This window comes from Alicyclobacillus sendaiensis NBRC 100866 (genome assembly GCF_001552675.1).
Classification (GTDB): domain Bacteria; phylum Bacillota; class Bacilli; order Alicyclobacillales; family Alicyclobacillaceae; genus Alicyclobacillus; species Alicyclobacillus sendaiensis.
This window is the reverse complement of record NZ_BCRQ01000072.1, coordinates 1-12,076: the sequence shown is the minus strand read 5'-3', so window position 1 is coordinate 12,076 and position 12,076 is coordinate 1. Positions and strand designations below refer to the sequence as shown.

Annotated in this window: 12 protein-coding genes and 2 pseudogenes; 9 read left to right on the top strand and 5 right to left on the bottom strand. The window is 66.0% G+C overall.

What is annotated here, in order from left to right; translation table 11 throughout:
- The first annotated feature begins 56 nt into the window (after positions 1-56).
- Positions 57-2,936: an FxLYD domain-containing protein gene (locus AS26_RS12130; RefSeq protein ID WP_062309904.1), complete on the top strand. Its 2,880-nt coding sequence runs from the start codon at positions 57-59 to the stop codon at positions 2,934-2,936.
- Between the two features lie 166 nt (positions 2,937-3,102).
- Here AS26_RS12130 and AS26_RS12125 read toward each other — a convergent pair whose 3' ends face one another.
- The 5 genes and pseudogenes from AS26_RS12125 to AS26_RS12105 form a co-directional block, all read right to left on the bottom strand.
- A complete protein-coding gene (locus AS26_RS12125; protein WP_062309901.1) occupies positions 3,103-3,723 on the bottom strand; it encodes a LysE/ArgO family amino acid transporter in 621 nt (206 codons plus the stop codon).
- A gap of 33 nt (positions 3,724-3,756) precedes the next feature.
- Entirely contained in the window at positions 3,757-3,951 is a 195-nt protein-coding gene (locus tag AS26_RS12120) for a hypothetical protein (RefSeq protein ID WP_062309899.1), read from the bottom strand.
- A gap of 66 nt (positions 3,952-4,017) precedes the next feature.
- Positions 4,018-4,206 carry a sensor histidine kinase gene (locus tag AS26_RS12115; RefSeq protein WP_062309896.1) on the bottom strand — a complete coding sequence of 63 codons (189 nt, stop codon included), beginning with the start codon at positions 4,204-4,206 and terminating at the stop codon, positions 4,018-4,020.
- A 212-nt stretch (positions 4,207-4,418) separates the two neighbouring features.
- Positions 4,419-4,697: pseudogene (locus tag AS26_RS14750) on the bottom strand (response regulator); the annotation flags it as partial.
- A gap of 100 nt (positions 4,698-4,797) precedes the next feature.
- The gene (locus AS26_RS12105; protein ID WP_062309890.1) at positions 4,798-5,649 is read right to left on the bottom strand and encodes an AraC family transcriptional regulator; all 852 of its coding nucleotides are present in this window, start codon (positions 5,647-5,649) and stop codon (positions 4,798-4,800) included.
- Positions 5,650-5,880: 231 nt separating this feature from the next.
- Between AS26_RS12105 and AS26_RS12100 the strand changes: the two genes are divergently transcribed.
- The 8 genes and pseudogenes from AS26_RS12100 to AS26_RS14875 form a co-directional block, all read left to right on the top strand.
- A complete protein-coding gene (locus AS26_RS12100; RefSeq protein ID WP_062309887.1) occupies positions 5,881-6,732 on the top strand; it encodes an aldo/keto reductase in 852 nt (283 codons plus the stop codon).
- A 57-nt stretch (positions 6,733-6,789) separates the two neighbouring features.
- The gene (locus tag AS26_RS12095; protein ID WP_062309885.1) at positions 6,790-7,785 is read left to right on the top strand and encodes an aldo/keto reductase; all 996 of its coding nucleotides are present in this window, start codon (positions 6,790-6,792) and stop codon (positions 7,783-7,785) included.
- 275 nt (positions 7,786-8,060) lie between these two features.
- A complete protein-coding gene (locus AS26_RS12090; protein WP_062309882.1) occupies positions 8,061-8,246 on the top strand; it encodes a hypothetical protein in 186 nt (61 codons plus the stop codon).
- On the top strand, positions 8,221-8,346 hold the full coding sequence (locus AS26_RS14305; RefSeq protein WP_373278196.1) for a hypothetical protein: 126 nt from the start codon (positions 8,221-8,223) through the stop codon (positions 8,344-8,346). Before AS26_RS12090 ends, AS26_RS14305 begins: the two co-directional genes overlap by 26 nt.
- A pseudogene (locus tag AS26_RS12085) lies at positions 8,346-9,149 on the top strand (ABC transporter permease). The gene AS26_RS14305 and the pseudogene AS26_RS12085 overlap by 1 nt, the downstream one beginning before the upstream one ends.
- 113 nt (positions 9,150-9,262) lie before the next feature.
- Complete coding sequence (locus tag AS26_RS12080; RefSeq protein ID WP_062309879.1) at positions 9,263-10,279, top strand: extracellular solute-binding protein; 1,017 nt, start codon at positions 9,263-9,265, stop codon at positions 10,277-10,279.
- 38 nt (positions 10,280-10,317) lie between these two features.
- Entirely contained in the window at positions 10,318-11,925 is a 1,608-nt protein-coding gene (locus tag AS26_RS12075; RefSeq protein WP_245629756.1) for an ABC transporter permease, read from the top strand.
- Positions 11,922-12,076, top strand: a 155-nt coding sequence (locus tag AS26_RS14875) for an ATP-binding cassette domain-containing protein (protein WP_157068500.1), incomplete at its 3' end; no start/stop codon positions are given. The genes AS26_RS12075 and AS26_RS14875, both read left to right, overlap by 4 nt.

Sequence of the window (12,076 nt, the reverse complement as noted above, 5' to 3'; positions counted from 1 at the left end):
ATTTTACTAAATCGTTTTGAAATTTATGAAACCGCTTTCTGCGTGGAGGGATGGATTTGAAGAAGAGTTGGTCTGCCGCCCTCGCTGCGCTCATCACACTCGGCACCGGCACATCTCCCGCCTGGGCCGCCGCGCATGCGCCGTCCCACAGCCTCGCTGGATCCGCAGGCCGCGTGCGCGCCGCGGACGTCGTGTCGACGCCCATCGCCACGGAGATCCAGGTGATTCACGACGCGCTCACGGTGTCCGAGCTCGCCGCCGTCCAATCCGCCGCCCAGGCCGCGTCCAATCTGTCGCCGTCCCAGTGGCTCGCGTGGCTCTACCCAGGCGCCTCGTCGCCGACAAGCGCCCAGTCGCAGGCCGCCCAGGCCGTCGCCGACCTGTTCCAGCTCGTCACCTATGTCGCCGTGGCCAATCGCGGCAGCGACGTCGCATCCCTGCTTTCTTCGTTGCAATCCGCGTCGCCGCTTCTGTCCTCGTCCGCCATCGCTCTCTTCTACCAAGCCTTCTTGGCGCAAGTCGGCCAGGCGTCCAAAGCCGTCTTAGCGGGCCAGGCCTCGAGCGCCACTGTGGGCAACGCGCTCGCGCAAGCCGCAGGGCTCTCGCCCACCGTCGGCGCTTACCTGCGCCAGAACGGCCTTGCGCCGAGCGATCTCGCCCGCATCTGGTCGAGCTTTGAGGCGCAGGTCGATCCATCGGGCGCCGCCCAATCCGGGCTCGCGACGCGCATCTGCACCAGCGCCCTCGGCTTCGGCGCGCCCACCTCGAGCGCCACCGTCACCGTGAACGCGGCCGCCCGGCTCGGCGCCGTGCCCAGCACCGCCTTCGGCCTGAACGCCGCCATCTGGGACAGCGGCCTGAACACGCAGACCGTCATCTCCGAGGTCCAGGCGCTCCATCCGGCCCTCATCCGCTGGCCCGGCGGCTCCATCTCGGACGTGTACAACTGGGAAACCAACACGCGCAACGACGGCGGCTACGTCAACCCCAACGACACCTTTGACAACTTCATGCAGTTCGTGAACGCCGTGGGCTCCACGCCCATCATCACGGTGAACTACGGCACCGGCACGCCCCAGCTCGCCGCCGACTGGGTCAAGTACGCCGACGTCACGCATCACGACAACGTGCTCTACTGGGAAATTGGCAATGAGGTGTATGGCAACGGCTACTACAACGGCAACGGCTGGGAAGCGGACGATCACGCCATGCCCAACCAGCCGCAGAAGGGCAATCCCGGCCTGAGCCCACAGGCCTATGCGCAAAACGCCCTGCAGTTCATCCAGGCCATGCGCGCCGTGGATCCCAACATCAAGATCGGCGCGGTGCTCACCATGCCGTACAACTGGCCGTGGGGCGCGACCGTGAACGGCAACGACGACTGGAACACCGTCGTGCTCAAGGCGCTCGGCCCATACATCGACTTCGTCGATGTCCACTGGTACCCCGAGACACCCGGCCAGGAGACAGACGCCGGGCTCCTCAGCGACACGGATCAAATTCCCGCGATGGTGGCCGAGCTCAAGCACGAGATCAACGCGTATGCCGGATCGAACGCCAAGAACATTCAAATCTTTGTCACCGAGACCAACAGCGTGTCGTACAACCCCGGTCAACAATCCACCAACCTGCCCGAGGCGCTGTTTTTGGCCGACGATCTCGCCGGCTTCGTCCAGGCGGGCGCCGCGAACGTGGATTGGTGGGATCTCTTGAACGGGGCCGAGGACAACTACACCAGCCCAAGCCTCTACGGCCAGAACCTGTTTGGCGACTACGGGCTCCTGTCGTCCGGCCAAACCACGCCCAAGGGTGTCCAGGAGCCGCCGGAATACACGCCGTTGCCGCCGTACTACGGCTTCGAGTTGGTCTCGAACTTTGCGCACCCAGGCGACACGCTCATCGGCTCCGCCTCGTCCCAGAGCGACATCGACGTCCACGCCGTGCGGGAGCCAAACGGTGACATCTCCCTGATGCTCGTGAACCGCAGCCCCTCGACCATCTACAGCGCGAATCTGAATGTGCTCGGCGTGGGGCCCTACGCCATCACGAAGGCGCTCGTGTACGGCGAAGGGTCAAGCGGCCTGTCCCCGATGCCTGTGCTGCCGACCGCCCACTCCGTCAAGCTCATGCCGTACAGCGGCGTGGACCTCGTGCTGCACCCCATCCTGCCCGCGCCACACGCCCAAGCCGCCGTGACGGATCACATCGCGCTCTCCGCACCCACCGTGACGGCCGGCGGATCCGACACGGCGACGGTGACCTTCACCGCCGATAGGCCCGTCCACGGCGCGACCGTGGAGCTCGAACTGTACGATTCGACGGGCGATCTCGTCGCGAGCCACGAAGTAACCGGCGTGGATATCGCGCCAGGTCAAGCGGCGAGCGAATCCTGGACCTTCACGGCGCCGGGTGCCAACGGGACCTACACGGTCGAGGCGTTCGCCTTCGATCCCGTCACCGGCGCCACCTACGACGCCGACACGACCGGCGCGTCGCTCGTCGTGAATCAGCCGCCCGCAGCGACCTACGGCGACATCGTCACGAAGAACACCGTCATCACGGTAAACGGCACCACCTACACGGTGCCCGCGCCGGATTCCAGCGGCCGCTACCCCTCGGGGACGAACATCTCGATTGCACCGGGTGACACGGTGACCATTCAGACCACGTTCGCGAATGTCTCTTCGACCGACGCGCTTCAGAACGGCCTGATCGACGTGGAGGTGGACGGGCAAAACGGCGCCATCTTCCAGAAGTACTGGCCAAGCACCACGCTTCTTCCCGGTCAGACCGAGACCGTGACCGCCACCTGGAAGGTGTCGTCGTCCGTGAGCGCGGGCACGTATCCGCTCAACTTCCAGGCGTTTAACACGAGCAACTGGACGGGCAACTGCTACTTCACGAATGGCGGTGTGGTCAACTTCGTGGTGAATTGAGGCCTTGGGCGCTCGCCTCGCCCACAAAGGATCAGGTGGAGCAGTCCGACGCGCGAACGCGCGCTCGGGCTGCTTCGCCTTCTGGCGCCTGCCTGTGGACGCCGTGGTGCATCCGCCCGACGCGATGTGCAGCCTTGCAACATGAAGTGACGCGCCGTGCGGCGCTTCAGCGAAACGTGAGGAGGACGTGAATCAGAAGGAGAGCGCTCGCCCACATCATGAGCGCCGAGACGCGGTTGATGACTCGCTTCAACCCCACCCCCGCCGCGACGCGGCCCGCGACGTGGCCGAGTGTCATGAGGAAGAAAAACCACACCCAGGAGACGAGTGCGCACGCCGCCGCAAACGCGGCCCGCTGACCCCACGTGCTGTACACCGCCGCGCTCCCGCCGATCACGGCGAGTGTGTCCATGAGCGCGTGCGGATTCAGAAGGGAGACGGACATCGCGAAGCTCATTTGCCGGCGCGGCGACCAGACCTCGGATGTGACAGCGTCATGGTCAGGATTCTCGCGCCACGTCTGAAAGCCCATGTACAACAGGAAGGCCACGCCCACGATGCCGAGCGCGACGCGCAGCCAAAGGATGTGAAACACAGCGCCCGACACCCCAAAGACCGCGAGCGCCACGAGGAACGTGTCACAGAGGGCCGCCGTGATGACGGCTGGCAGGGCCGCGAGCCATCGCCGGTGCAGCGCGCCTTGGCTCAAGAGAAATCCGTTCTGCATGCCAATGGGCAGGATGAGCGCAAACGCCAAGATGAGTCCGTGCCAAAACGCGCCGACCATGCGATGCTCCCTTCTCGCATTCGTTGAAAGGATTCACCATCCTCCGTGGATGCCAAGCACCGGCGGAATGACACCGAGAACCGCCCAGGCACTCGCCATCCCAAGCCGCGCCTTTGCCGATAAGCTCACGCGAAACAGGCGCGCAAACGCCCAGGCAAAGAGGAGTCCCACGCCAAACTCTATCGCAGCGTAAAGCAGGAGCAGGAGAATCATGAGCGTGAGGCTCATCTCATCCCCTCCAACGCGCGTCCTATGGAAGAGACGGAAATGGAATGTCCGCCCTCATCTTCCACCTCAAGTATACGGGATGCGCACCGTGAATGTCGACCCCATCCCAGGCTTGCTCTCCACGGTGATGCTCCCGCGGTGCATCTCCACAATGCGCTTGGCGATGGCAAGGCCGAGCCCATTGCCCGGCTTGCCGCGCGACGGATCCGCTTTGACCTCTTCGATGAGTTTGTCGCGCGAGAGGGTCCGGCCCACCGACGCGGCCAGCCTGAACAGAAGTTGGAACTCTCGGGTTGAAGAGCCACGTGCTCGCCGTTCGCCTCGACCTCGTACGTGTCCGAGAGAAGTCGCAGGCCGGCGAGACCGAGCACGCCGTCGGCCCGAATCCGATAGCGGCGAAGCAGCGCCTCGATGCGCGCCACGAGCTCCTCCGGCGCAAACGGCTTGACGAGGTAGTCGTCCGCGCCAAGCCGGAGGCCGCGCACCTTGTGGCTGATTTCGCCGAGCGCCGTGAGCAACAGAATCGGGACGTCCCGCTCCTCGCGCAACCAGCGCGTCAGCTCGAAGCCGTCCACCTCGGGCATCATCACGTCGATCACGGCAAGCTGCACCGGCTCACGCGACAGCGCGTCCGCCGCTTCCTGCCCATCCCGCGCCTCCACCACGCGGTGACCTTCGCGCTCGAGCGTCGAGCGCACAAGTTCCCGAATGTGAGGGTCATCGTCGGCCACGAGAATGGTCGCCATCATCATCACCTCACGCGCCAAGATACCCGATGAAGATGAACGCCCTGTGAACATCGGGCCCGCCGAACGGCGCGCCTGTGCTCCACGGAGCGCCTATGCGTCACGGCGCGAGTCGCGAGCGGTCCGCGTCTTTGCTCGGCGGCAGGCCGAACAGGCGGGCGTAGTCGCGCGTGAACTGGGAGACGCTCTCATACCCGACCGAGAGCGCGGCTTCGGTCACGGACAGGCCTCCCGCCACGAGGATCCTGCGGGCCTCGAGCAGGCGCAGCCGCTTCTGATACTGGATGGGCGACATCTCGGTGAGCGCCTTGAAGTGGCGATGGAGCGTCGATGGGCTCATGTTCACCATGGCGGCGAGATCCTCGATGCGGACGGGATCGCGAAAGTGCTCGGCGAGGTAGCGGACCGCGCGGTGAACGGGATCCGCGTGCCCGGCTGCCATCAGCATCCGCGCCCAGCGCGCGCCGCCTGCGCCGCGGAGCACGCGGTAGAAGATCTCTCGACGCCATATCGGCCCGAGAAACGGCTCGTCCTCGGGGCTGTCCACGAGGCTGACGTAGCGCGCGATAGCGTCGACGAGCGGCCCATCGCTGCGCGCCACGAAGAGCCCCGGCTGTGGCTCGGAGCTGTCCGGACGGGCCCCACCGGCTTCGAGAACATCGAACAACTCCTGCGGCTGGAACTCGATACGAAGCGCGAGGTAGGGCTCGGCGGGCGTGGCACGGCTCACGCGCGATTGGGCGGGGACGTGGATGGAGGAGATGAGGTAAGTGGCCAGGTTGTAGACGAGCACTCGGCGGCCGAGCCACACTTGCTTCTCGCCCTGGACGACGACGCAAAGCGAAGGCGTGTACACACCGTAGTGCGGAGAAGACGTGTGGGACCAGCGGTACAGGGTGAGCCCGGGGACGGATGTGGCGTAAGTGCCGTCCTCGTGCAATTGCTCGGCCATCCACCTCCGCAGCCGTGCGATGCGAACAGAAGCCTCGCTCGCAGGGATATCAGAGCTTGTCCCATCCTGCATGGATCATCACCTCGCTTGTCGTGAAACTGTTTCGACATCGAGCCCCGGGCTTCTACACGCCCGTGCGAGAATCGTGCAAATACGCGCAAAGATTTGCGTCGCGGCGTGAGATATCGCTGTGGGACAATGTGTACAGTTCCTGCCGAAGGAGGTGCGCTCATGGAATTTGTGACCTTGAACAACGGCGTACACATGCCCATCCTGGGTTTTGGTACGTACCAGATCTCCGATCTCGACCTGTGTGAACGCGCCGTGCTCCACGCGCTGCGCACGGGATACCGCCTGATTGACACAGCCGCATCCTACCAAAACGAGCGGGCCGTTGGCGAAGCCATTCGAAAGAGCGGAATCCCGCGCGAGGAGATTTTCGTCACGACCAAGCTGTGGGTCGAACACGCAGGCTACGACGCGACGTTACAGGCCTTTCAGCGCTCGCTCGAACGGCTGCAGCTCGACTACGTCGATCTGTACCTCATCCATCAGCCGTTCGGCGACGTGTACGGATCGTGGCGCGCGATGCAAGAATTGTACAAGGCCGGCAAAATCCGCGCCATCGGCGTGAGCAACTTTGCGCCAGATCGCCTCGTCGATCTCATCTTGCACAACGAGATCACGCCCGCGGTGAACCAGGTGGAGACGCATCCGTTCTGCCAGCAGATCGAAGCTCACAAGGTCATGCAGGCGTACGGCGTGCAAATTGAATCGTGGGGACCGTTTGCGGAAGGACGAAACGGCCTGTTCGAGCATCCCGTGCTCGCCAGCATCGGCAAGCGGCACGGAAAAACCGTCGCCCAGGTCGTCCTGCGCTGGCTGATTCAACGGGGTGTTGTCGTCATCCCGAAGTCCGTTCGCCCTGAGCGCATCGAGGAAAACTTCAACGTGTTTGACTTCGAACTTTCTGCGGATGAGATGGAGCAAATCCGATCGCTTGACACGGGCAAGAGCTTGTTTTTCTCCCACACCGACCCCGAGATCGTCAAATGGATGGCCTCGCGCCACCTGGACGTCTAAGGCCATGCCCTCGGCAGCCAGATAGGCTCACGCCCACGGTAAAAAGGAGGTCCCGCGATGGAATACATGAAACTCGGCCGAACCGGCCTGGAAGTCTCTCGCATCTGCCTCGGCTGCATGGGATTCGGCAAGCCCGGCACCTGGCACCACGCCTGGGTGCTGGATGAAGCCGACGCCCGCCCCATCATCCACCGCGCGCTCGATCTCGGCATCAACTTCTTCGACACCGCAAACGTCTACTCCCTCGGCACGAGCGAGGAGATCGTCGGCAAAATCCTGAAGGACGCGGTGCCGCGGGATCAGGTCGTGATCGCCACCAAGGTATTTTTCCCCTTGCGGGAAGGGCCGAACGGCGGCGGCCTGTCGCGCAAGGCCATCATGGAGGCCATCGACCAGAGCCTGAAGCGGCTCGGCACGGATTACGTGGATTTGTATCAGATCCACCGCTGGGATTACCACACGCCCATCGAGGAGACGCTCGAGGCCCTGCACGATCTCGTCAAGGCCGGCAAGGTCCGCTACATCGGCGCCTCGGCGATGTACGCGTGGCAGTTCATGAAGGCGCTGGCGGTGGCTGAGCGGCGCGGCTGGACGCGCTTCGTCTCGATGCAGAACCACTACAACCTCATCTACCGCGAGGAGGAGCGCGAGATGATGCCGCTCTGCCGCGAGGAGGGCATCGGCGTCATCCCGTACAGCCCGCTCGCGGCCGGACGCCTCGCGCGCCATCCCGCCGAGACCACGCGCCGCTCGGAGACGGACGAGGTGCAGCGCGCCAAGTACGACCGCACTGCGGACGTCGACCGGATCATCATCGATCGCGTCGGCGAACTCGCGGAGCGCCACGGGGTCCCTCGCGCGCAGATTGCGCTGGCGTGGCTTTTGCACAAGCCGGCGGTCACCGCGCCCATTGTCGGCGCGACGAAGATGCATCACCTCGAGGACGCGGTGGCCGCGCTCGACGTAAAGCTCACGGAAGACGAGATGCGCTACCTGGAGGAGCCGTACGTCCCGCACCCAGTGGTCGGTGCACTCGACGCCCCAGGTCGCTAAGAGCGAGGGCGGGCGCCCGCGAGCGTTCGCCGCACCCCTCTGCTGCGGAAGATGCCAAGGCTCGCCTGCGCTTGCTCACGCGCGGGCGAGCCTTTCATCGCCTTGCCCCGCGCCGCGCGCCCATCCCCGCCCTGGCTTTGGGCCGCACGCGCCCAGTGCGCCCATCCCGCCCTCACCCAGCCGCTTTCCGCGCACGCGGGCCCATTTCGCTCTCGGCGTTCATCCTCCATTCATGTTCCCCCGCTAGCATGGGGCGCGGAAGGAGGAGGATGCACATGTCTCTCACCACCGCACATCTCGAGGCGGCCGCCGCGGCCAAACGGGTCGACCTCGCCATTGAAGCCGTCAATCTCGTCAAAGGGTTCGGCGCCAACCGCGCCGTCGACGGCGTGAGCCTGTCCGTCAGGGCCGGCAAGCCGGGTGCCCGACGTGCTCGTGGCGCTCAAGGCCGCGGGGATTGACATCGCGGAACTCGGCGTGCAAAAGCCGACGCTCGACGAGGTGTTCCTCGCGCTCACCGGCCACGCGGCCGAAACTCGTTCGGAAGGAGTGGATGCGTGATGGCGACCAACGCATGGGCATCTGCGCCGGCGCGCCGCTTGACGGGAGGCGCGCTCCGCCAATCGCTCACCATGGCCTACCGCGGCCTCCTGAAGGTGCGCCGCACCCCTGAACAGCTGATCGATGTGACGCTGTAACCCGTCATCTATCTTCACGCTCATGTTCACCTACACTTCGGCGGCGCCATCTCGGGCAACCCAAAGCACTACCTGCCGCTCATCATCCCTAGCATCCTCGTGCAGACGGTCATCACCGCGTCCGTCGTCACCGGCGTCCAGCTTCGCGAGGATATGGACAAGGGCGTCTTTGACCGCTTCCGGTCGCTCCCCATCGCGCGCATCGCACCGCTCGCAGGCGCGCTCCTGGCCGACATGGTGCGGTATCTCATCGCCACGGTGCTCGTCTTTGCCATGGGCTATGCCCTGGGGTACCGGCCCGAGGGAGGCTTCCTGTGCATGGCGCTCGCGGGGCTTCTGGTCATCGCCTGCGCCTTTGCGCTCAGCTGGATCTTCGCGTTCTTGGGCGTCGTGCCGCGCACCGCCACGAGCGTGCAGGGCATCTCCATGCTCATCCTGTTCCCGCTCACGTTTTTGTCCAACGCGTTCGTCCCGGTGAACACCATGCCCAGGTGGCTGCAGGGGTTTGTGAACGTCAATCCCCTCTCCCACCTGATTGCGGCCGTGCGCAGCCTCGCGAACGAGGGGCGCTTCACACCGGACATCCTGGTGTCCTTGGGCGGCGCCGCCCTCGTCATGGCCATCTTCGCGCCGCTCGCCGTCCGCGTCTACATGCGCAAAGCGTGACGAAATCGTAACACAAAGTCTCCCAATCCTTTACCGTGGCGTGGGCTTCCCTTCATCGAATCTCCACACACGCCCCGTACCATCGGGGCAAGGAGATGAATGGAGGGTGACACATGCGCAGGACAGGATGGAGTGTCGTTGCAGCAGCCGCGATGGTCGCGGCAGGCGTCGCCACCTGGCACGCCGCAGCACACGCGAAGGCCCCCACCGCCATGGCCGCGGCGAGTGCCGAGGCGCAGGCGAAGCCCGCGGGCACCGTGACGGTGTACGCCGCGCTCACGCAGCAGAACGCACAGGCGCTCGCGCAGGCCTTTGAGGCGTACGATCCGGCCGCGCGCGTGCAGGTGGTGACCACGGGCACGGGCACGCTCGTGACGCGGCTCGAATCGGAGGCCAAGGCGCACGCCATCGGGGCGGATGTGGTGCTTCTGGCCGATCCGACCGCGGCAGACGCGCTCGCCGCCCAAGGCATCCTCTCGCCGGAGAAGCCGTCTGCCGCGAGCCACCTGCCGATCTCGGATCAGGGCGCGGACTGGGTTGGCGCGTACGTGTTTCACGACGTGATCGTCTACCACAAGGGGATGTCGCTGCCGGTGCCTGGCACGTGGCGGGACCTCACCAGCGCCGCGTACAAGGGCGAGGTGGAGATTGGCGATCCGTCCTATTCCGGCACGACGATGGCGTTTGTCGGCATGATGGAAAGCCGCTATGGCTGGAAGTACTTTGAGACGCTGAAGCAGAACGGCGCGGCGGTGCAGTCGTCGGTGAAGACCGTGGCGGACGACGTCGCGAGCGGCAAGGTGGACGTGGGCATGACGAACGACAGCGCCGCGTTCACGCTCGTCAAACAGGGATCGCCCATCGGCGTGGTGTGGCCGCAGGATGGGGCCATTGTGGTGCCGGGGCCGCTGGCGTTTGTCAAGGGCCATGAGACGCCGGTGGCCAAGGCGTTTGCCAACTGGCTCCTGAGCCCATCTGGCCAGAAGGTGGTGGCGTCCGTGGGCCTCTCGCCCGTGATCGGCGCATCCCCGACGGTGCCGAAGGGCGCGGCGCTGATGCAGGTCCCTTGGGCGAAGCTGGAGCGCGATAGGGCGCACATCCTGCACCAATTCGCCCAGATCTTCCGATGACCTCGCGCATCTCGTGGATGACCGTGGGGGGAACACTGGTGCTCGCCGCGGCCGCCGCACTGCTCTGCGGCTACCCCGTGTTCCATCTCGCCGCCTCCCTTCCGCCGGCCCGAGGCCTCGCCTCGACCCTCGGCCCGCTTTGGAATTCGCTCTGGACGAGCGCCGTATCGAGCGCCGCCGCGAGCTTCGTCGGGATGGCGTGGGCCGTGGGGCTCACAGGCTGCGCGCGCCGGGGCCGCGCGGCCCTTCACGCGGTGAGCCTCCTGCCGCTCTTTACGCCGCCTTTCATCGGCGCGTTCGCGCTCGGCGACGCCTACGCCCGGGCTGGCCTTCTGGACCAGTTGGCGCACGTCCACGCGGGCTGGCTGTACGGGCCGTGGGGCGTCACGGCGACACTTGTTATTCACGCCGCCCCCATCGGCTATTTGAGCGGACTCACCGCGCTCGCGGCCATGGACGTTGAGCCGATGTGGGCCGCGAGGTCGTCCGGCGCCGGTTGGCTGCGGGCGTTCTGGGATGCGTTCCGGCCTGTCGCGCTGCGGCCACTCGTCGCCGCGTGGTCCCTCTCTTTCGCGTTTGCCCTCGGCGACTTCGGCATCCCGTATGAACTCGGCGAGCCGAGCGGTTTTCGCACCGCGGCCACCTCCATCTTTGCCAACCTGTCGACGGGCGGCACGCAGGGCTTCGCACAAGCCGCGTGGCAGGCGCTTGAGCTCATGGCCGTGGGCGCACTCGCCGTGATCGCCAGCCGCGCCGTCGCGGGGCTCCATGCCGGCCTTGGCACATCCGCGCCCGGCGCCGGCGCCTTGCCCCTGTTTCCCAAGGGCGCTCGCATCGCGTCGCTCGCGCTGTACGGCCTGTATGTGGCGGCGACGAGCGCTTTTCCGCTCAGCACGGTTCTGCTCACCGCGCTCACGCGCGCATACGGGCTGCCGCCGACGCCGGCGAACTGGGACGTGGAAGGGATGTTCTCGCCGCTCGTCAGCGCGTGGCCTATGCTCGTGCACACCGTCGTGCTGGCGGCGGTGGCCGCGGCCGTGATCGGCCTGCTGGCGCTTGTCGCCGCGGAAGTGGTGCCCGTGTCCCGCGTCGCGAGAGCCGCTCACCTCGCGGCCTGGCTCCCGTACGCGGCCCCTGGCACGGCGGTGGCGGTCGCCATCCTGGTGGCCTTTGGCCACGCGCTCTACGGCACGTGGTGGATTCTAGGCCTCGCGTACGTGGCCAAGTTCTACGGCCTCGCCGACGCCGTGGTGGCGGCCCGCCGAAATGCGCCGGTTGAGGCGTGGCGTGCGGCGAGATCGTTCGGTGGAGGGCCTTTTGCGGCGTACGGCGCGGCGATTTGGCCGGCGATCCGGCCCGCGGTGCGCCAGGTGGCGCTGCAGGCGCTGATGTCCGGGCTGTACGAGGTGACGCTCGCGAGCTTGCTCTACGGCCCGAACACCCAGACCATTGCCGTGAACGTGCTCTCCGCGAGCGAAGGCGGAGATATTCGGACGGTCGCGGTCCTGGCCGTGTGGATGACGGCGACCAGCTTCGCCCTGGGCCTCTTGGCGCTTCGCGAACCGCGGAGGCGGCGAAGCCAGGGACTGTCACCGCTGCGCATGGCCGTGCCACGCGCCCCGCTCGAGGAGGTGAAGCTTGGATGAAGGATTCGAATGCACGTCGCCTCACCGTGGCGGGCGTCACCGTGGCGCACGGCCAGCAGGTGGCGGTGAGGCGGGTGTCGCTCACCGTCGGGATGGGGGAGATTGTGGCGCTCGTCGGGCCGTCGGGCTCCGGCAAGAGCACGCTTCTCGG

Bases quoted from the DNA above. Each gene is read 5' to 3' on its own strand.
- AS26_RS12105 (WP_062309890.1), bottom strand. From the start codon at position 5,649: ATGGCCGAGCAATTGCACGAGGACGGCACTTACGCCACATCCGTCCCC.
- AS26_RS12125 (WP_062309901.1), bottom strand. From the start codon at position 3,723: ATGGTCGGCGCGTTTTGGCACGGACTCATCTTGGCGTTTGCGCTCATC.
- AS26_RS12090 (WP_062309882.1), top strand. From the start codon at position 8,061: ATGTCTCTCACCACCGCACATCTCGAGGCGGCCGCCGCGGCCAAACGG.
- AS26_RS12095 (WP_062309885.1), top strand. From the start codon at position 6,790: ATGGAATACATGAAACTCGGCCGAACCGGCCTGGAAGTCTCTCGCATC.
- AS26_RS12120 (WP_062309899.1), bottom strand. From the start codon at position 3,951: ATGAGCCTCACGCTCATGATTCTCCTGCTCCTGCTTTACGCTGCGATA.
- AS26_RS12100 (WP_062309887.1), top strand. From the start codon at position 5,881: ATGGAATTTGTGACCTTGAACAACGGCGTACACATGCCCATCCTGGGT.
- AS26_RS12080 (WP_062309879.1), top strand. From the start codon at position 9,263: ATGCGCAGGACAGGATGGAGTGTCGTTGCAGCAGCCGCGATGGTCGCG.